This window comes from Epilithonimonas sp. JDS (assembly GCF_021261315.1).
GTDB lineage: Bacteria > Bacteroidota > Bacteroidia > Flavobacteriales > Weeksellaceae > Epilithonimonas.
In genome coordinates, this window is record NZ_JAJSAX010000012.1 from 1 (window position 1) to 21,289 (window position 21,289).

The 21,289-nt window shown below is 34.2% G+C and carries 20 protein-coding genes; 14 read left to right on the plus strand and 6 right to left on the minus strand.

Annotated features, from left to right (window positions below):
- Positions 1 to 393 precede the first annotated feature (393 nt).
- The 10 genes from LUD75_RS18870 (at position 394) to LUD75_RS18915 (ending at position 9,032) form a co-directional block, all read left to right on the plus strand.
- Complete coding sequence (locus LUD75_RS18870) at positions 394 to 2,352, plus strand: phage baseplate assembly protein V (protein WP_232707361.1); 1,959 nt, start codon at positions 394 to 396, stop codon at positions 2,350 to 2,352.
- 2 nt (positions 2,353 to 2,354) lie between these two features.
- On the plus strand, positions 2,355 to 3,794 hold the full coding sequence (locus tag LUD75_RS18875; protein ID WP_232707362.1) for a reprolysin-like metallopeptidase: 1,440 nt from the start codon (positions 2,355 to 2,357) through the stop codon (positions 3,792 to 3,794).
- Positions 3,795 to 4,160: 366 nt separating this feature from the next.
- Positions 4,161 to 4,871 carry a hypothetical protein gene (locus LUD75_RS18880; RefSeq protein ID WP_232707363.1) on the plus strand — a complete coding sequence of 237 codons (711 nt, stop codon included), beginning with the start codon at positions 4,161 to 4,163 and terminating at the stop codon, positions 4,869 to 4,871.
- A gap of 872 nt (positions 4,872 to 5,743) precedes the next feature.
- Positions 5,744 to 6,286 (plus strand): hypothetical protein, encoded by a 543-nt coding sequence (locus LUD75_RS18885; protein ID WP_232707364.1) that lies wholly within the window; start codon positions 5,744 to 5,746, stop codon positions 6,284 to 6,286.
- 99 nt (positions 6,287 to 6,385) lie between these two features.
- Positions 6,386 to 6,757 carry a hypothetical protein gene (locus LUD75_RS18890; RefSeq protein ID WP_232707365.1) on the plus strand — a complete coding sequence of 124 codons (372 nt, stop codon included), beginning with the start codon at positions 6,386 to 6,388 and terminating at the stop codon, positions 6,755 to 6,757.
- A gap of 106 nt (positions 6,758 to 6,863) precedes the next feature.
- Positions 6,864 to 7,505, plus strand: a complete 642-nt coding sequence (locus tag LUD75_RS18895) for a hypothetical protein (protein WP_232707366.1) — start codon at positions 6,864 to 6,866, stop codon at positions 7,503 to 7,505.
- A gap of 32 nt (positions 7,506 to 7,537) precedes the next feature.
- Positions 7,538 to 7,831, plus strand: coding sequence for a hypothetical protein (locus LUD75_RS18900; protein ID WP_232707367.1), 294 nt, complete (start codon positions 7,538 to 7,540; stop codon positions 7,829 to 7,831).
- Entirely contained in the window at positions 7,828 to 8,154 is a 327-nt protein-coding gene (locus LUD75_RS18905; RefSeq protein WP_232707368.1) for a hypothetical protein, read from the plus strand. Before LUD75_RS18900 ends, LUD75_RS18905 begins: the two co-directional genes overlap by 4 nt.
- Positions 8,155 to 8,178: 24 nt before the next feature.
- Positions 8,179 to 8,682, plus strand: coding sequence for a hypothetical protein (locus tag LUD75_RS18910; RefSeq protein ID WP_232707369.1), 504 nt, complete (start codon positions 8,179 to 8,181; stop codon positions 8,680 to 8,682).
- On the plus strand, positions 8,679 to 9,032 hold the full coding sequence (locus tag LUD75_RS18915; protein WP_232707370.1) for a hypothetical protein: 354 nt from the start codon (positions 8,679 to 8,681) through the stop codon (positions 9,030 to 9,032). The genes LUD75_RS18910 and LUD75_RS18915 overlap by 4 nt, the downstream gene beginning before the upstream one ends.
- Before the next feature lie 109 nt (positions 9,033 to 9,141).
- Here the strand turns inward: LUD75_RS18915 and LUD75_RS18920 are convergent, their stop codons facing one another.
- The 6 genes from LUD75_RS18920 to LUD75_RS18945 all read right to left on the minus strand — a co-directional run bounded on the left by LUD75_RS18920 (position 9,142) and on the right by LUD75_RS18945 (position 15,858).
- A complete protein-coding gene (locus LUD75_RS18920) occupies positions 9,142 to 9,729 on the minus strand; it encodes a hypothetical protein (protein WP_232707371.1) in 588 nt (195 codons plus the stop codon).
- 12 nt (positions 9,730 to 9,741) lie between these two features.
- Entirely contained in the window at positions 9,742 to 10,542 is an 801-nt protein-coding gene (locus LUD75_RS18925; RefSeq protein ID WP_232707372.1) for a hypothetical protein, read from the minus strand.
- A 43-nt stretch (positions 10,543 to 10,585) separates the two neighbouring features.
- Positions 10,586 to 13,177, minus strand: coding sequence for a hypothetical protein (locus LUD75_RS18930; protein ID WP_232707373.1), 2,592 nt, complete (start codon positions 13,175 to 13,177; stop codon positions 10,586 to 10,588).
- A gap of 1 nt (position 13,178) precedes the next feature.
- Positions 13,179 to 13,646, minus strand: coding sequence for a DUF4280 domain-containing protein (locus LUD75_RS18935; RefSeq protein WP_232707374.1), 468 nt, complete (start codon positions 13,644 to 13,646; stop codon positions 13,179 to 13,181).
- Positions 13,647 to 13,683: 37 nt separating this feature from the next.
- Entirely contained in the window at positions 13,684 to 14,652 is a 969-nt protein-coding gene (locus tag LUD75_RS18940) for a hypothetical protein (protein WP_232707375.1), read from the minus strand.
- Between the two features lie 207 nt (positions 14,653 to 14,859).
- Positions 14,860 to 15,858, minus strand: coding sequence for a GntR family transcriptional regulator (locus tag LUD75_RS18945; protein WP_232707376.1), 999 nt, complete (start codon positions 15,856 to 15,858; stop codon positions 14,860 to 14,862).
- 341 nt (positions 15,859 to 16,199) lie between these two features.
- On the opposite strand from LUD75_RS18945, the gene galK reads away from it, so the two are divergent.
- Genes galK through LUD75_RS18965 form a run of 4 tightly spaced genes read left to right on the plus strand, consistent with a single transcriptional unit; the run spans position 16,200 to position 21,289 of the window.
- Positions 16,200 to 17,384 carry a galactokinase gene (galK, locus tag LUD75_RS18950; protein WP_232707377.1) on the plus strand — a complete coding sequence of 395 codons (1,185 nt, stop codon included), beginning with the start codon at positions 16,200 to 16,202 and terminating at the stop codon, positions 17,382 to 17,384.
- A complete protein-coding gene (locus LUD75_RS18955; protein ID WP_232707378.1) occupies positions 17,371 to 18,429 on the plus strand; it encodes a UDP-glucose--hexose-1-phosphate uridylyltransferase in 1,059 nt (352 codons plus the stop codon). Before galK ends, LUD75_RS18955 begins: the two co-directional genes overlap by 14 nt.
- Before the next feature lie 44 nt (positions 18,430 to 18,473).
- The gene (locus LUD75_RS18960) at positions 18,474 to 19,583 is read left to right on the plus strand and encodes an aldose epimerase family protein (protein WP_232707379.1); all 1,110 of its coding nucleotides are present in this window, start codon (positions 18,474 to 18,476) and stop codon (positions 19,581 to 19,583) included.
- Entirely contained in the window at positions 19,571 to 21,289 is a 1,719-nt protein-coding gene (locus LUD75_RS18965; protein ID WP_232707380.1) for a sodium/solute symporter, read from the plus strand. The genes LUD75_RS18960 and LUD75_RS18965 overlap by 13 nt, the downstream gene beginning before the upstream one ends.

Genomic DNA, 21,289 nt, shown 5'->3' on the forward strand with positions numbered 1-21,289 from the left:
TGAAGATAATATGTTCATCAGTTTCGTGGTGAGTGCCGAGAAAATCGATTACGGTAACTCAGCTTACGATGGAATCTGGCCGGGAGCAAAATAATCTTTGATTATCAATTCTACACCAAATCCTTGAAATAAATCCTGATGAAGATCCAATTTTGGCATTTTTCATCAGGATTTTTGCTTAATAAGACTATTTTATATAATAATTGCATCATTCTTGATGTGGTTTTTATATTAAAAAAATGAATCTATTCCAGACAAATATTTTTATTGGTCTAATGATCTTTAAAACGAAGATTTGAATGAAACTTTGAATGAATTTATTTAAATAATTAAGTATTTACATTCAGGTTCCTTTTTAAAATCTTTTATAAAAAATTACTAAAATCACCAAATATGGAAACGCCAAATACGCCTGTCCGCCCGACTTTTAAACCAGATAATAGTGCCAACTCAATCTCCGCAAGCCAGATCTTCGGGATCAACAGGCTTGTAAAACTCAATATCGTGATTGAGGGAAAAGTGATTTCGCATTATAAAAATTTCACCTTATCTCAAAATTCCGGCAAGCACCACGAGTTCGAACTGGTTTTGGCGCACGACACTTTGGGAGGCAAGGAAGATCACAATCTGGAATCCAGCCACGAGTTTTTAGGGAAGAGAATCACGGTGGTTCAAAAATATAAAGATATTCCGGACAGTCCGGAGCGGACATTTGTGGGCGTAATTACCAAAGTAGGTTTCAGTCAGGAAAAAGGTGGACTTCCCAATATCGTTCTCGGCGGTTACAGTCCTACGATTTTACTGGATTCTGCGCCTACAGTTCAGAGTTTTGGAGGTGAGAGTCCCGTGAGTCTCAGCATTATTGCTTCGCAGCTTATCAAAGAAGGATTGGGAAGCAGCAAATACGATGTTCGTGTGGATGCCAATGACTATTCCGAAATCCCATTCAGCGTGCAGTACAATGAGACGCATTATAATTATCTTGCTAGAATGGCAGAAGCTTATGGCGAGCAGTTTTATTACGACGGAGAAGTGCTTCATTTTGGTAAATTGCCGCCACAGAATCCACCACTAAAATTAATATACGGCAGCAACGTCAGCGACATCCGTGTTGAGTTGAAGGCTGTTCACACAAAACCGGAATTCTATGGCTACAACAGCAGCCAGCATTCAAAACTGACATCCGGCGAAACACAAATTAAACATAAAAGCGATCTGGCGAAAACCGCTTACGGCAAAACACAGACAGATATTTTCCAGACAAGATCTTTACAGGTTGCTCCCATCAAGGCGACAACAGATAAGGATGTTGTGAATTCCCAGGAAAGTACAGCCGGAAGCAAGGCGGTGGAAGTTTTCACGGTGAGTGGCAATATTTCGATTCCGTTTCTGTATCCGGGCTGCGTTGCCGACTTGGAAATGAGAAAGCCGGACAGCAACCAAACCAGTTATTTCACAAGAATAATGGTAACGGAAGCTACGCACGATGTGGATACTTTGGGACATTACCACGGGACTTTCAAAGCGATTGCAAGTGACACAGGATTCCTTCCAAAACCACAATTCGAAGTTCCTACTGCACAGCCGCAGATTGCAACAGTCATCAGTAACACCGATCCTCAGGGACAAGGCAGAGTGACAGTAAAATTCGACTGGCAAATGCACGACACCACGAATTTCATCAGAATGATGAGTCCGGATGCTGGTGGAACAGACCAAATTACACAGAATCGTGGTTACGTCGCCATTCCAGAAGTTGGCGATCAGGTGATGGTGGGTTTTGTGCACAATCATCCGGACCGGCCTTTTGTGATGGGCGGGATGTTTCATGGGCAGGTTGGTTTGGGTGGTGGAATGGATAACCGCGTAAAATCTATACAAACCAGAAGTGGACATAAAATCGTTTTCACAGAAGATGAAAGCATTATCATTACTGATAAATCAGGAAATGAGATTCATCTGGACACGACCGGAAGCAATATTAATATTACAGCTCCGGAAACGATGACGCTGAATTGTAAGAATATGAATATTAATGTTGCTGAAAGTATGACGACAACAGTAGGAATGAATGCCACCGAAAGCATTGGAATGAACAGCAGCCAAAGCATCGGACTGAACGCAACGCAAAGTGTGGGTGCGATGAAAATGACTTCTGTGGTCGGTGATGCGAATATGTTTATCACTGGAAAATTAATGGAAGTGATTGAAGGAGATGTGCATAGTGAAACGAAAATGGAGAGAAATGAGGTGAGTGAGAAAAGCATAAATATTCAATCAGACGAGTTTGTAAATAAACATGCTCAGGAAGAAATTCAAAATAATAGTGGCGAAATATCTAAAGCACATTAATTATGTCTAGAACGAGAATTGTAAAAGGAATTTATACAAAGATTTCAGCAAAGGGCCATAGCATGTACTCTAATGAGAGTATTATTACAACCGCAGGAAAACAAATAACCGAAACGGGTATTAAAAAAGGTGTAACATATGGTAATCCCAGAATGATTCCCATATATGTGGATGACAGGTGCTTAATAACCTTTAGACCAAAAAATAATTGGAATGGCAACAACTATGGTTTTGATTGGGTAAGAGTTGGAGATACAAAAATACCTGGTGATGTATATTATCGTGATATAATGGGAAAGTATGGAAGTGTTTACGCTTCACAAGGAGGTGTAATGAAAAAAGATAAAAATGAATTTATCAAATTAATGAAAAAATTTAATCCTCATACTTTTTTTGTTAAAGATAAGAATGGAAAAAAGAAAGGAATCAATTATTGTGTACCTTGGCTATCACTATACCCTCAAAACATTATAAAGCAAATTAAACAAAACGATGGTTCAATAAAAGCAACTGTCGCCAAATCAACGTATAATAACACTACTGCAACATTACGAACAATAATAAAAATTGATAAAAAACCAGAAAAGTTAGAATTGGAATATGACGTTAAATTTTTCAAAATAACAAATCCTGCTTTTCCATTATCTGTTGGAACACACGAAATTGAAATGACCATCTCTTGTTTAAAAGAATTTGGTGCTGATCAGGGTATAAAAGTAGTTGCAACCTATAAAAACTCAAAGGGAGTTTTGGAAAAATCTTTAGCGGGAAAATTAAATGTTCTTAAAAACATAGATCGATATAAAGTACAAATTGTCTTTGTACAGGTGTGGACAGACATCGGAAACAAAGTAAGAAAAGGACAGCCAACAGGTAGAGAAGCGGAGTTAAAAAAATATATGAATCAGGCTTTGATTAATCCTAATTTTGACAAGACGCTAACATTGAAATGCAATTCTGATGTTGATCCTATTACCAAACAAACGCATAATCGTAAAACTAATTTTAATAGAATAGCAAATATTATTAATAACCCTAACGGAGCTAGTGATAAATGGATAGAAAATTCTTTGGGAGATGATTTATACCAATATTTAAATAACGAATTAGATAAGAAATATGGAAACAAATATCAAAATGTTTACAAAGTATATTTCATTAATGAGAACAATCCATATATTTCAGGCATCGGTAGAACAATGGTTGATCCAAAACTTAAAACAATACTTGTATTTGCATCTGGCTTTAGAGATAGTACTATCGCTCACGAAGTATTTCACTCAATGGGACTATATCACAGTTTTGACAATAATAGTGATTTCACATTTGAAATTAACAAAACTGAAAATATTATGGATTATTCTGATTTAATTGGTACGCCTGTAATTAGTACGTATCATTGGCAATGGAAAACATTACAAAGTCGATCAGAAAAAGAGTAAACTACGAAAAAAATATTTTTTTAATATTGATTTCAGTTATTTCGTGTAATAAAATGAATAATAAGTAGCATAAGGCTGTAGTTGCTTCTGCTTGTGCAAAAACAATGACAGGAGGATTATGATATATGTTTCCTGCCATTTGTATTTTAAAAAGGACAGTGTAAAAATACATCTATATCAAATGACAACTAATGATCCTTTAATTCTAAGAGAAAATTTATGGAAAAATTATTCATATCATTTTAGTAAAGATACAATCACGATAAAAGGCTTTGATTATGAAAAATTGTTATATAAAGAAGGCACCCTTGTTTACTTTTTTAAGCTGGAAAACGATAGTCTACTACCATTAAACTTTATAAAAGAATGAAAAAAATACTTTATCTAAGCTTCTTACTTCTTATGACTTCTTGTAACTCACAGGACAAAAAAGAGAAAGATAAGATAATAAATAAACCACAACCTGTAAAACATAAAATAATGAATAGTGAATACGATTATAAAAAACTAATAAGTTCAAAAACTGAATATTTTGATATTAAATATTTTGATGAGCATAAAAATGAAGATGAAAATCTAATTTATACTGATAATAATGGTACATATATAAATATTTTTGGGGATACTGAAAGTGGATATTTCAGTAGTACTACGCCTAAAAATTCTTTATTTACAGTTTACAAAGAATATAATCCTAAAGGAATTATTCTAAGAAAGTGGGTTAACTTTAGAAATGAGGGCGGTCCTGTCGGTATTAAATATGAATACGATAACAATGGCAAGCTCATCAAAGAAACAGATATGGACAAAAACTACAAAATAACACCTCAAGATGTTTTTTCGTTTTGCAAAGAGAAAGAAATTGATTTATTTTCAAACTATACTACCATTGACAAAAATTACAATGATAATCCAATGAATCTTTATATAATTAATTACAGAGGTAAATATGAAGGTAAATACGGGGCAAAAATAATTATTGCGCTAAACGGTATCAACGGGGAAATTCAGAAAGTGACTTGCATCAACGGAAAACATAATGATTCTGTAGAGATTTTATATGACTCAAAAAACTAAAATCTAAACTTCTTCAAATCTAAAATGTCCAAAAAACAAAATGCAAGGAGGTGTATATAGGAGTGGTAGATCAATAGGAAAAAAACTAGATTTGAGAACAGTAGTAGTTTATAGAAAAGGGCTCGCAGCTAGTACGGTAGATCACGAGACTTTACATTCTATGGGAATATATTAAGTGATTTTACATTTGAATGTGAGAAAACGGATAACATAATGGATTTTTCAGATATAGTAGGAATCCCAGTTGTTAGTACTTTTCATCGGCAATGGAAAAAAACTCTGGCAAAGAGCAACTAAAGAAAACAAAAATGAAAAAAAATATTTTATTATTATTTTTAGTAATTACAACCTTACAGCTGTAAACCACAAAATAAAGAACAAAACACGACAAAAAATACTAAAATGGGATGAAGCAGAAGAGATTATGTCTACATATTAGACAATGATTCAAGAATTAGAGAATTTGGATACAATGAGAGGGGTTATTATAGTGTTATAACACCTAAGATTCTTTATTTACCATAGGCAAAGCATTTTACCCAAATTCTAATATACAGAGCAAAGGATCCACATTAAAAACGACTGTGAAATTGGCATGTTATAACTTTGATGAGAGCGGAAAACTAATTAAAGAAACTGATTTAGATAAACCCTTTAAAATTAAGATAGAAGAAATAATAAGATTTTTAAAAAGAATTGAGCAGATTTATACTCAACTTTCACCTCGACAAATAGATTTACAACTGTCGGGCAAAACCAGAGTAATTCTGTAGGAATAAATCAAAATGAAAGTGTCGGAGCAATAAAAAATGTTTCTGTTGGGGCAAATTTTTGATGGTAACAATAACTCAAATCCGTGAAACCAAATCAAGATGAGAAAACTAAGTAGTCAAAGCAAATGTTCAGTCATTATTTTATTTTCATTCTTCGTGATAACTTGTAATAGTAAAAGCACAGAAACTAATTATAAAAAATCTCAAAGCAATAATATTTCTATAAAAAATTATTGCTTGTTATTTGATGATGGAACTCAAACATGTATAGATTATGAATCAATTAATTCATCAGAAATTGATTCAATTAATTTTACCTATAAAAATTTTAACGCATCTATCGAAAACTCTTGCTATAAAGGAGATTCTTTTTTTTTAGATGATAATATTACTAAATTTTTAGATCAAAATCTTAAAAAATTAGTAAGTGATTCTTACAAGAAAACTAATACAAGCCCGACTGCCTTTAATTTTATTCAAAATAAAAATAAAATTAGCTTAAATGTAATTAATAAAAATGATGTAGAAAAATATTGTCATTCGAAAAATAATACAGATATAAAAGCTAGAGCTATTTTACTGAAAATTTTTATTAAAGATAAAGTGTTTAATAAAATAATAGTTAAAGATATTGAATTATAGGTTTGTTTATTACCCTAGGATAAATTTTGTAATAAATAAATGCTTTAATAGGTAGCTAACGAATATTAAGAACCTACAGAGATGTGTTTTGCTATCACAATGAAAAGAGTTGAAAAAGCATATTTTGATGAATGGAATATCACTGATGCTATAATTGTAAGTACAAAACATGAAGACTATCGATTTTCAGGGACAATAATTTCTACTATTGAGGATAAATATTTCGGTTACGGAGTTGGCGGTGCATTATCTAAAAATGGCTATGCGATCTTGGTAACACCCAACGGGATTTGGGAAGGAAAATTAGAAGAAGGCGCAATGATTCAGTATTGGAATGATTATAATGAAATCGGTTGGAAATTATTAAAAGAAGAAATTAAAAATGCTCTTTGTGGAAAAAACGCTCCAAACTTTAATGGTGGACATTCAGTTATCTTTAAATCATATATTATGATAATTCGGGTAATATAAGTGGTATCAAGTATTATGATTATGCTGGTATACACAGAGAATTCTCTACTGCAGATAAAACAAGGAAAATAATGATGGGCGCTAATTTGAAAGACAAAAAAATAATATGAAAGCTTTATTTTTATTACTTATTTTAACATTCTGCTTTACTAATTGTGAAACTAAGAAAAATGATAAAATATTGCAGAAAAAAATAGATACAACTAAGGCAAAAATTGATAGCAAGATTTTAAGGGAATATAAAATTGAAGAGTTACAGAAAGAGGTTCCTAAAATAAATCTGAGCGAAAAAGATTCTGTTAACAAGACATTCAACATTCTCATAAAAGGTAGCAAAAACTATTCTTCGCTAAACAAAAGCAAAATATTTAATAGTGCTTATCCCGTACTAGACAAATTATATTTTTTGGATAAGATAAAAAAAGGAATAACAATAAAAACAGAAAATAACCTTGAAATTTCTGAAATTTATTATGAAAATAAGTTTACAGCTGAAGAAGTATTTGAAAACTTAAAAAAACAATTAACAGACAAAAATAACGAATTTGAAAAAGGTAATTATTTTTTTGATTACTTTAAAAGAGGTACCGTTTACATATTAGATGATAATAAAATTATTTCAATCATTTACAATCCCTTTACATATCCCAAGACAGATAAAACTATAGATTTATTTTTATCAAATAATAATAAATTTAAATCTATTATCAGAACTTATATGATTGGTTCATATGAGCAAATAAAATAATCTATTTAAATTTTGTGCAAAATCTTCCAGTCATGCGTTCCGTAGTGAGCGGAATGTTTCACGGTGGCGTTGGTTTGTGCAGATTTGCAGACAACCGCATACAATCAATACAGACTAGAAGTGATCACAGGATTGTTTTCACAGAGGACGAAAGTATCATCATCACTGATAAATCTGGAAATGAAATCCATCTGGATACGACCGGAAGCAATATTAATATTACCGCTCCTGAGACTATGACGCTGAATTGTAAGAATATGAATATTAATGTTACTGAAAGTATGACGACAACAGTAGGAATGAATGCCAGTGAAACGATCGGATGAACAGCAGCCAAAGCATCGGACTGAATGCAACGCAAAGTGTGGGCGCGATGAAGATGACTTCTGTGATTGGTGATGCGAGTATGTTTATTACCGGGAAATTAACGGAAATGATTGATGGTGATGTGCATAGTGAAACGAAAATGGAGAGAAATGAAATTTCCACTGATATTCAATTCTCATCGAATAAAAGCATCAAATATTGGAGTAGAAGTTCAAAAAATGGATTGTCTCTGGGGAAATTTGTCAATATTAATGATGAAAAATATGAGGCTGACATAATTCCTGTGTCTTCAAGTTCTAATGCGATGAATTCATTACCTTAAATTTATAATACTAATGAAAGCTGGATGCGTTCAGGAAATCCGGGAGGCAGCTATACTGACGGTAATTTAGATGATGATGCAATGAATCTTATTCCCGACACTGGAATTATTCAAAGATTATCTTATAATGTTGGCTATATATATGAATACCATTACACTAACACATGGGAATATCAAGACCCAAAAAATGAAGATGAAGAATTTAAAGAAACTGCTGCTCATGAATTAGGACATGAGCTTCTTCAAGCATACAATGGTACAATTTATTCTTGGCAGCATAAAGGAAGTTCATATTATTTTCCACAAGATACAAAACCCACTAAAGGTAATGAAACGACTCTGGAAAAAGTAACGCACTGGGATGAAATGGATACAGATGGAGAAAATTATCCTAATGCAAAATCGGATGAAATAGATTTAATGAAATACTATAACAAAGAACCGAAACAAAAAGATAAAAATAGAACAGTTGCTGCAGAGAAAGATGTTCTGGGATTGGTCTGGTTAACAAAATTTTGTATCAAATGAAAAAAATTGTAGTCGTACTCTTAATAAATAGTATTTTATTAGCCTGTGTCAATGATGTGGAAAGAATACCCATGGAATGCTTTGTCTATGATTCGATAACTAAAAAACCGCTTAATGATGTAAATATATTCCAAATCTTAGATGGAAAGAAAACACACATTACAACAACTTCCGAAAGCGGTCAGTTTAAGGTAAAAGGTTTAAGTAGATTGACTTTTGGAATGGAAGTTCACAAATTAAGTAATCTCTTTTTTTTGGAAAAGGAAGGATATAAAATAGATACTATAGAAACTTATGGTGGAAAAAATGATTTTTATAAAAAAGATTCATTATTTCTGAAACCTAACTGAGGACGTAAAGAAGCAAATTTTTGAAGATATCTTTTAGAATGATATTGGACTGAGAAGACGCGTGAGCATTCATCATACTATCTGATAATTTCCAATGGTGTTGAAGCTATTATTTTCTTAAATTCAAAACAGGTAATAATTGTTTTAATCTACTCCACTTTTTAATTATAAAAAACTTAAAAAATTCTAATTTTTGATGGTTATAATATCCTTCAACCGGAATGTCAAGAAGTTCGTAGTAAGTAAGATTTAAAGATTGACCTTCTCTTACATTGTAGTAATCGTCTTTCGAAATATAAATACCAATTTCGTCTTTTTTTTCATCTAAAAGATTTAGTCTATAATAGTCGCTATTAGAAACATTTTCAGAAGTATATGTATAATTATCTTTTTTTTGAATTGTAAAGTTTTGAGTGATTTTGTAGATTTCTTTATCTTTTATTCTCTTGTTTATCACTATTTTACAATATAAAAAATTGATAAAAACCAAAAAGATTATCGTTCCAATATACAATGTAAGTAAGTTGCTGTTATTCTCTCCTGTTAAAAATAAAGTGAGGAAGAAAAATAAGAAATAAATTGGGAGACAAATAACTGTAAAAATAAAAGGAAAAATCACTGTCGACAAGGCCAGGCTTTTATTAAATTTTTTTAGAACTAAGGGAATTTCAGTATCAGTAATTTTATTTTTTGTCATAACCAATTTTTTCTAAAAGACCTCCATTTGCGTTTTACCTTTCGGAAGATAAAATAGATAATTGAAAGCTCCTTCGCCTTCCTGTTTCCCTTCTATCAGTGGAGCCACAGTATATTTGAACAGATATCTATTTCCATTTTCATCCTTATTATTGCTGTAAAATCTTACCAGTTTGCCCTTTGCATACAATTTAAAATTGTAATCATCCAAAGGCAAAACTTTTCTAATATTGCTAAGACCGACATCTCTGTAAAGTCTGTCCTTCTCTTCTTTGGACATATATTCAGTTTCTGATTGGATGATGAGACTCTGTTCCATCATTTCAAAATAACTTTTAGAGTCTTTTTTTGTAATAATATCATAAAATCTACGAACAGTAGCATCCATTTTATTTTCTAACGGCGTCAAATCTTGTGCATTATCCAAAATGCTTTGGTAATCCCAAGGTACGATAGCTTCAAAAGGCAATTCTACTTCATAAAAGGGAAGTCTTTTATCCTTGATCTCGTTTGGCAATTTAAAACTACCAAGCTGCACATAATCGCTCAATTTATTTTCACCAATCAACTCATTATATCCATAGTTTAGAACCAGGTCTACCTGTTCATTTAATTGTGGCTGATTGAACATTGGTGTCAATCGTATTTTCAGCGTTTGTTTGCCACTCGACAAAATAGAATTGTTAAGTGGTATTTCATTGGATATGCCACCTTTTGCACCATAACTAAAAATTGGTATATCATTTAAAAAAACTTCATAATAACAAGCCTGTATCTGAATTTTTGCAGTGTAATATGGTTTTTTGGGATTCATATTTTTATTTTCAAATTAATTGTTTACCGGGTATACATCGATTCTACACATCCGATGAAATGAAATGTTTGCTAAATTTGACAAATTCGTCTTTCCTCTCCAATAAGTTGTAGGTATCTTTATACTGAACCTGATTATTTTTTCCTTTAGCGGTAACGATACAGACAATGTTGATTCCCATAAAATCACATTTTGCCTCAAGAAAAGTTCCTTTTTTGTCGTGTCCAATACTAGCTTTGGGTTTTATAGAAGTTACAGCGTAAGCCTCGGCCTGCACTTCACCGTTGATTGAAAAAATAACAGCATTCAAACTTACTTTTACCTTACCGGATAATGTGAGTTTAAGTCCTAATTCGCCATTTAAATTAAGATTTGATCCGCCTTTTTGTGCAAGTGCATACTCATACTCCACATTTACCTGTCCAAAAATCGTAAGCAGAAAATTAAGTTCTGCACCTGAAGCGTTCAATGCCAGTTCGATTGCTTTCACTGCCTGCCCAAATAAAGGAACATAAGAAGCCGCCGCAATAATATCTACAGAAACATCTCCTTTAAGCAATGGATTGAACCGCAACATCAGTTTTCCATCTGTATAGACTTCATTGGTTTCACTGTTGATTGCTGCCTGCCACTTTCCACCAATACTTAGAGCTGGATAATCTAAACTGCCTATAATCGGTGTTTTGAAGAGTTTTCCGCCAATTTTTCCAATAGCTTTAACAGATGCTTTGTGACCTGAATTAATTTTATCAATTTGGGTCAAAGAGTCCAAACCTTCTTTCAGTCCCAAAAGCAGGTTCAGGAATTTTTTAATTTTCTGAGCATATTTGTCCGCAAGTTCTATCTCCTCCCCCTTGTTGTATTCTGCTTTCAGAACCAATTGAAATTCCAATTCCATTCCATTGGCTCTTTTTTCCATTCCGTAGGTGTTTATTCTTCCAGCTTTTTTAGCTTTATCAAAAGAGTCACTATGTCTGGATTGAGGGTTTTTATCAACTTTCTCCGGATCACTATTTCGCGGATAAGTAGGAAGATTTGTGTGGGTGTATTGCTCTGGACCTTTCATGCCAAATCTAAAATCTAGTGCCCATTTTACATCCGGATATGCTAAGATTTTTACAGTCTTTTCATATCTGCAGGACAAGGCTCTCACTTCCAGAGAATGTTTGTTATCACTCGGAAGGCTTACAGGCCATATAAATTCTAACATTTTAAGCGATGTCATTTCTACAATATTATCATTGCCTGGATGATAATTAAATGCTGCTTTAAAGTTTAAAGTTTTACCATCATTACCGGAGACTTTGAAATTTTCGGGAATTTTGGTGACGGTAAGACTTTTGGTCTCATGATCATTCGTTTTTCCATCAAATCTGCATTCTTTTGTCTCCAAGCTGTCCAGCGCCACAGCATAATCCTTGAAATGATCAGTATCGGGACAGATGATCGGAATTTCGTAAAGATCAGGACTTACCGTATTATTTTCTTTAAAAATAGTTCTGTTTGTTTCTTTATCAGTTTCTGGAATTACATTTAGATTGATTCCCAAATATTTGCACGGGTGGTATGCTGCAATATTAGTTTCTATTTCACTCTGCAAAACAGGCATATTGGTAACCTCCTTTTGCACATCATATAGAGTTCCATTCATCCCGACTTCCAAAAATTCTCTGGAAAAATTTTCGAAGTAATTCCCTGTTTTTATTGACTTGACTGTTGGATAAATTTTCAGATTCTTTCCTGCCAGTTTCATCCAGCCATAATCCACTTTTACTTCTACTGTTATTTTTTGTAAGTATTGTTCTTTATCAACTTTGAGATCTGTTTTGTCCTGATCTGCTTTTACCAACGTATCAGCAACTCCGGGTTTTCCTATTTCTTTTGGATGTACTTTATAAATATTAACCTCCCGTTGAAAAGCACTTTTTTTATCAATATTCAATTCATCATCACTGAATGTGTCTTCATCAAAAAGATTAATTTCAACCTCTTGTCCATATAATCCTTCGGTGTAAATATGGAGTAGAACTTCAGAATTAAAGGCGACAACTTTATCCTTCAGTAAATTATAATTAAAATCTGTCCATTCTACACGTACAATTCTTGGAACACCAGTTGCTTTTACAAATACACCAAAAGGTTTTGCGCCCTTAGCTCCGGCTGTGGGAAAAAATGCTTCCAGATAAGCCATTCCGCCACCTTCCAAAATCTTTGGGAATTTTATATTGTATTCACCTTTATCTTTGATTCCAACGGAGAAAGAATCGTTGTGCGACAAATCAGATGGTGTCAATTTTTTTGGTGCAACAGTCCAAACCCAATTGACGTCAGCAAACTTTTTCTCCAATTCATCTTTTAATACTTTTTCAGAAGCATTTCTTTCTCTTTCATTGGCTTTCCAGTTCTCTTCCAATTTCTCTCTACTCCAGCCTTCTTTTGCTCTTTCTCTCCATTTGGTCTCAGCAAAGGTCAAAGCTTCATCGGTTTTTTTTTGCTTTTTCAGGAAAGCTTCTTCGTATTCTCTAACCTTAATTTTAAAAGAACCAGCTTTCTGTAATGTGAGTGAACCAAAAGAAGCATCAAATTTATTCTGATCAGAGTTATTCAAAACTATTATATGCAAACCGTCTCTCATATCAGATATTTTTGATGTTTAAAAAAAGTTCTTCTTCATTGAGATCCATCAAAGGGAATAGTTCCGCCAAAACCTCCTCATCTGCATTTTTTACATTTTGTTTGGAAACTTCTGCTGTCTGTCCGTGGTTGATAATTGTAATACAGTCCGGACTTCCTATGGGACAGGTTGCTTTGCTGTCTTCTAATAATGCATTTCCACTATTTGCTTCCAAGGTTATTTTTTTATAAAAACCACTCCATTGCGTTACATTGACCTGACAAGGGTTATTATTAAGTTTAGCGCAATTGCCAAACATATTTTTTTCAAAAGTTTTCCCAATATCTTTATGCGTCGCCATTAATTTTTCGCTGCCATCCTTATCATTGATATAGTGTTGGCTTTGGGTCAATACCTTTAATTTATCTGGTGTCGTCCCAAAATTGCACCGGCAGAGAGCGCCTTGGCAAACGAGATGTTTCTCACTCATAACATTGTTTTTAAGTGGTTTTCAGTGGTTCAAAATATTAAATTTCAAACATTTCAAATTCAATCTTGAGTTCTTTTCCCTTATTAAAAGTTGATACTGTTCCTGCTATCGAGAATAATTCATTCGTGTCTTTATGAAATTTATACAGAAGATCTACATTGCCTGGTTCTCCATTATTATGAGATGGATCATTCTGCTCTTTTCCTGTAATCTGCAATGCAATTTTAGTTCCTCTTGTGTATTCTTTGCTCAAAAAATACCGAATATCATACGAAATATATTTTTGAATCTTTGCAAAATAAAGATTGAGAACTCCTGATTTGGTATATCCGGAATAGGTCTGAAAAACCGGAAGAAAATATAATTGATGGAAAATACTCCGTGATAAAAAGTCTTTTTTTGAATTCAGATTTTCAAATGTGCGGTCCAACTTTGCAAGAATTTCTTCAGCCGTTTTTCCTACGTAATATTCTTTTAGCTCTGGTGAAATATCTCTTTTCCATCTTTCTGCAATCTCTTTTTCATTTTCAATTTTTGAAAAACCGCCATTGGAATTTACAGAAACCTTTAAAGGATAAATTGCACCTGCTACCTTCTCATAAAGTTTTTCAATTATCTTTTCAACTTCCTTATTATTGACAAAGCTCTTTTTTTTATGAATTTCTACAGCACTATCTTCTCTATTAGTAATTACCTCATAATGGATTTTTGTGTCCGAATGCAAATAAGTCAGAACAACTCCATATTCTTTCTGACTCTTATTAATGGGATATTTTAATGTGTTACTTTGAATCAGTTTTACATTTCTCGATTCAAAATTATTTTTGGGAATGTAAATAAATGGAACATATTTTGGCAGATTCAAAGGCAACAATTCGCTGATTTCACAATAGTTATTATGAAAGGCAATTAGTTCATTCTTTGGGATTTGGTATTCGATTGAAAGCTTTTCTAAATCCAACAATCCATTGACTTTCAACTTTATATATTTGTCCTCTGCAATCATTTTTTAAGCTAAAATTAACAAAGACTAAATTTAAGAAACAAAATACAATGCAGCGTAAGGCAAACTAAATATTTTCAAAATTGTAGTAATACTACGATTTTAGAACACGATTACATAAGATGTCCAACATCTAGTATGCTGTTCAGGAGCTGAAATCTCATACGTTTGTACATAACTCAGTATGCAAAATTAAAACATTTAACCACTTCAAATAGATTTTCTAATTCTTAAAGTGGCTGGATTTTCTATCTGGATCTTTTCGTTTTTTATTACCATTTCGGAAAGTCGTCTTCCCATTTCGGAAAAATCTGTGGATAAGGTAGTAATTCCCTCTTCCACCACCTTTTTCAGCGGTGTTTCGTTATAGGAAATGATCCCGATATCTTTTCCCAGTTTCAAACCTTGTAACTTACATTTTTCCACAGTTTCTACCAATTGTCTGTCGTTGGGAATAAGAAATAACTGTCCTTTTTCTAATTTGAAATCATTGGATGAAGGAATCACAGCGAATTTCTTTTCGAACTGTTCGCAATATTTCGTAAAACCTTTTACCATATCAGAAGGTTCTTTGTCACCAGGAAAGATCAAGATATAATGGTTATATTTTTCTATGATGTGCCTTGATGATTCAAAAGAATTGTAAATGTCCTCGATGAAATTCTGATAAATCCCAGAGTATTGTCGCAAAGAATCCCTCATCTGATCGATGATGTAAACATCTTTTTCAGGGAGTTTTGCAATCACCTCCTCGACGCCTTCCAGATTTCCGGGCATAATTATGTATTTTGAATAATTTCCCATATTATCCATAATCTGTTTTCTAAAAACACTGAAATTAAAATGATGGAAGTATATATCAACCTGTGCTTTATTGTCGAAAGGTTTTAGAAATCCCGAGAGAAGATCTTCCTTAAATGAATTAAGCTCATCAAAGAGAACAAAATAATTCTTATCATAACTGAACTCTTCCCGTTTCACATAATATCCTTTTGCAGGAATCGATTTTATGATCCCCTTTTGTTTTAGCTTTTCGTAAGCCAGGAAAACGGTATCACGAGAAATATTATGCTCCAGACATATTTTATTGACAGAAGGAAGCCTGTCATTACGAAACAATCTTTTGCTGATTATAGCATCTTCAATACTTTCTACAATCTGTTGATAGATAGGTGTTAAGCTCTCTTTATCGATGTAAATTAATCTCATTTTAAACAATCTAGTTGGATATTAACAAAAACTGGTAGGTATTGGTATGTAAATTAACGCAAACATTTTTAGATTTAAACATCTCTTAATAAATAGTTAATTAATAATTAATAAAATGGCTCAAACAGACACTTTACGATTCTTTTCGTAATAGTATAAACATTAAAATCAATTATTAAATAGAAACGGAAATCAACAAAAACAAAACATAGAGATCAATTTTAGTGATTGTGATTATTGAAAGATCATTCGCAAAAAAGAAATTTAATTAAGAAAGGATTGAAAACAAAACTCTTTGAAATAAGATAAACAATTTTTACAGATATATTATAATTATAAAAATGACACAACTGGTAAATAAAACCATCGAGATTTTCAGGGATCAATATGATGCTGAACCGTCATTGATCGTTCTGTCGCCCGGTAGAATCAATATCATCGGAGAACATATCGATTACAACAATGGTTTTGTACTTCCGGCTGCCATTGACAAATACATTTGCATCGCTATCTCTAAGAATGAGGAAAGTGAGAAAAGCCACTTTTTCGCCATTGATATGGACGATCATTATACATTGGATCATCGGCAACCACTAAAGCCATCAGGTGACGTTTCGTGGACCAACTATCTTCTAGGCGTAATTAATCAGATACAGGAAAGAGGAAAAATAGTTGGCTCCGTCAAGTTGGCTTTTAGCAGTACAATTCCCATTGGAGCAGGCCTTTCTTCGTCTGCAGCGTTAGAATGTGGTTTTGCATTTGCCCTCGATCAACTTTTCGATCTCAATTTTTCAAAGAAAGAGATTGCTTTAATCAGCCAGAAAGCAGAACATACGTTTGCGGGTGTCAATTGCGGAATTATGGATCAGTTTTCTTCTGTATTTGGAAAGAAAGATAAAGTATTCAAGCTCGATTGCGATACTTTGGAATACGAATATTACAATGCTGACCTGGGAGACAATACACTGGTTCTTTTCGACAGTTGTGTAAAGCATTCTTTGCTTGCCTCTGGATATAATGACGTAAGAAAGGACGTGGAAAAAGGACTTGAATTGATTAAAAGCAATTTTGCAGAAGTCAAAAACTGGAGAGATGTCACCATAGAAATGCTAAACCAAATCAGAAACCAATTGGGAGATTCAATCTATGATAAATGCACTTTTGTGATTGAGGAAATCCAACGAGTAGGTTTGGCCGCAGATGCCCTTAAAATAGGTGAATTTGAAGTTCTGGGTAAACTATTATCACAAACGCACTTCGGACTTTCAAAGCAATATGGTGTAAGCTGTGAAGAACTCGATTTTTTGGTGAATGAAACATTAAAACTAGATGGTGTTTTGGGAGCAAGAATGATGGGAGGTGGCTTTGGCGGATGTTCCATCAATCTAATAAGAAAAGATCAGGCGGAAAAAGTGGCGGAAACAATTGCAAAAATTTACCTGGAAGAATTTAATATCAATCTCAAAATATATCCTGTCAAAATTTCTGAAGGAACATTAAAATACGAAATCAATGTCAACATTTAATTATAAAGAACACCCACACAGAAGGTATAACCCTCTCCTTGACGAATGGGTTCTCGTGTCGCCACAACGGGCCAAAAGACCGTGGCAGGGACAGCAGGAAATTTTTAATGAAAAACCACTTCCCACGCATGACCCCGACTGCTACCTTTGTGCCGGAAACCAAAGAGTAAATGGCGACATCAACGCGAACTATAAAGGTGTTTATGTTTTCGATAACGATTTTGGAGCACTCCTGAAGGATGATATTCAATGGAATCCGGACGAGACATTTACTGATGATTTCTTCAAGTTAAAACCTGAGCGCGGAATCAACCGTGTGGTATGTTTTTCCGAAGATCACAGCCTTACGATTCCGGAAATGTCTGTAGATGATCTGACAAAAGTGGTAGAAGTCTGGCAGAATGAGTTTCGAACACTTGGTGCATTGGATTACATCAACCACGTACAGATCTTCGAAAACAAAGGAAGCACGATGGGATGTAGCAATCCGCATCCGCACGGACAAATTTGGTCTCAGTCCAGTATTCCGACTTTGGTTGCAAAAACTCAGGAGAACCTTCAGAAATATTTCCAAAAGAATCAAACTTCCCTTCTGGCAAATTATTTAAAAAAAGAACTGGAAAGCCGAGAAAGGATTGTTTTCGAAAATGAACATTTCGTATCACTGGTTCCATTCTGGGCTGTCTGGCCATACGAAACGATGGTTATAAGTAAAAGACACATTAGAAATATCCTCGAGTTTACCGAAGAAGAAAAAAAATCCCTCGCAGAAATCCTAAAGTTAAATACCGTAAAATATGATAATCTTTTTCAGGTCTCATTCCCCTATTCTGCCGGGATCCATCAGGCGCCAACAGATGGTGAAGAACATCCTGAGTGGCATTTCCATATGATGTTTTATCCGCCATTGTTACGCTCGGCAACGGTGAAAAAATTTATGGTGGGATACGAACTTCTTGCGGAGGCTCAGCGCGACATTACGCCTGAACAAAGTGCACAGATCCTTAGAGACCTTCCTCTGATACATTATAAAAATAAAAATTAATATGGTTGAGTTCATCAATATCAATCGATTAATAATGATCAACGATGGAAAATAGAGAAATAAATATAACAGAATCCACTTCGGATACAATAGAAGTTTCCAATTTTGGCATCACAAAAGATGGTCAAACCATAAACTGTTATACCTTAAAAAATAAAAATGGGATGTGTGTTGAGATCATTAATCTTGGCGGAATCATCACTTCCCTACTGGCACCAGATAAAAACGGAAACTGGGAAGATGTTGTGTTGGGCTATGTAAATCCCGAAGACTATCTTGAAAATGAATACTATTATGGCGCAATTGTCGGAAGATATGTGAACCGAATTGCGGGAGGGAAATTTACCATCGACGGCAAAGATTATTTTCTTGATAAAAATGACAAAACCAATGCATTACACGGAGGAGGAGAAGGTTTCAGCCATAAAATTTGGGATGTAGAAATTTTACAAAACACCGAATTTCCGACCTTAAGACTTTCCTATTTCAGTAAAGATGGCGAACAGAATTTTCCTGGAAATCTGACCACAACTGTTTTCTACACTTTGAAGGATGACAACAGTTTAGAAATTTCTTACGAAGCTCAGACAGACAAGTCTACATTTATCAATCTGACGCAGCATTCATATTTTAATCTGAGCGGAAATTTTTCAGAACCAATCATTGATCACAAATTACAGATTCACGCAGATAAATTTCTTCCAATAAATTCCAGCCTGGTTCCTACCGGAGAACGACGACCAGTGCACAATACGTTTTTTGATTTTAATAAACCAAAAACCATCGGCGAAGATATTTTCAATGATGACGAACAGCTGTTAACTGCTAGTGGCTACGATCACACGTGGATCATCGAAGGATTGGGATTTCGAAAAGCAGCCAGCGTTTACCACGAAAAAAGCGGAAGACTAATGGAAGTTTGGACAACCGAACCTGGCCTGCAGTTTTATTCCGGAAACTTTTTGGATGGGAAATTTATGAACAAATCTGGTGGAAAAAACGAAAAAAGAACAGGATTTTGTCTGGAAACTCAGCATTTCCCGAATTCCCCAAACCAAGATGATTTCCCTTCCACTGTTTTGAAACCGGGAGAAAAATACACATCAAAAACTATTTACAAATTTTCAGCAAACAAAAATTTATGGAAACTCTAGATATTATCGTCTTCCTGGTGTATTTCGTACTGATCATAGGGTATGGACTTTGGATTTATTACAGAAAAAAATCAAAATCTTCAGACAGCAAAGATTATTTCCTGGCAGAAGGCTCACTCACCTGGTGGGCAATAGGCGCCAGTTTAATCGCTTCCAATATTTCTGCCGAGCAATTTATCGGGATGAGTGGAGAAGGTTTTTTCGTGGGTATTGCCATTGCTGCTTACGAATGGATTGCCGCGATTGCATTGATCATTGTTGCGATCTGGTTTATTCCCATTTATCTGAAAAACAAGATCTACACTATGCCACAATTTTTAGAAGTTCGGTACAACAAATCGGTTTCTTTGATTATGGCGGTTTTTTGGTTATTTTTGTATATCATCGTGAACCTTAGCTCAATTCTTTACCTAGGCGCTTTAGCAATTGACACATTGTTAGGTGGTAATAATTTTCATGCAATTATGATCACTTTGTTGATTATGGCGCTCCTCATTGGACTTGGCGGAATGAAAGTTATTGGCTTTACCGACGTTATTCAGGTGGCAGTTCTTATCATTGGCGGATTTGCAACTGTTTATATGGCACTTCAAATCGTGGATCAGAGGATCAACGGAAGGGAAATTGGTAATGCATTCGCAGGTTTCCAAACATTGCTGAAGGAAGCGCCACAGCATTTTAAACTTATTTTGGATAAACCGTCTGTCAGTACGACCACATTGGCAATGCCGGAAAATTTGCAGGTTCAGAAATATGTGGTTCTGCCGGGCTTGGCGATGTATTTTGCAGGACAGTGGATCGTGCAGCTTAACTATTGGGGATGTAATCAATATATTACACAAAGAGCTTTGGGAGCCGATTTAAAAACCGCAAGAACAGGAATTCTGTTTGCCGGATTTTTAAAATTATTCATGCCGGTCATTGTAATGCTTCCGGGAATAGCTGCGTATGTTTTATACTCAAAAGGACATTTACAAGGTTTTAATGGTGTAAAAGATGGAGCTTATTCTGCTATTTTACAGTTTTTGCCAACTGGGCTGAAAGGACTTGCTGTAGCAGCACTTACTGCCGCGATTGTCGCCTCCCTTGCCGGAAAGGTCAACAGCATTTCTACTATTTTCACATTGGATATTTATAAAAAATACATCAGGTCGGATGCAACGGAAATTCAAATGGTAAGGATGGGTCGTTGGGTCATTATTTCTGCAATGCTGATAGCACTAGCATTCACCTGGACAGATGTGCTGGGAATTGGTGGTGAGGGCGGATTTACTTTTATTCAGAAATACACGGGATTTATAAGTCCAGGTGTTTTTGCAATGTTCTTTCTTGGTATGTTTTGGAAAAGAACAACTGGAACAGCAGCATTGGTCGGAGTTGTTTTAGGATTTGTACTTTCTGTATTTTTCAACAATTTTGCGGTGGATTTTTTCGGGAAAGAAACCTGGTTGTATACAGCTTTTACATACGAAAAGTTAGAAAACGGCGTGGTTCATACCATCACAGAAATCCCGTTTTTAATCAATATGGCCTGGTCATTTTTTATCACTGTTTTGATGATGATTCTCATTAGTTTTGCAGGACCAAAAATTAATCCGAAAGCATTTGAAATTGATAGAACAATGTTCAAAGTAGACCCAAAAACAATGGTTTTAATTGTCATTACAATACTCCTATTGACAGCACTTTATGTTAGATTCTGGTAA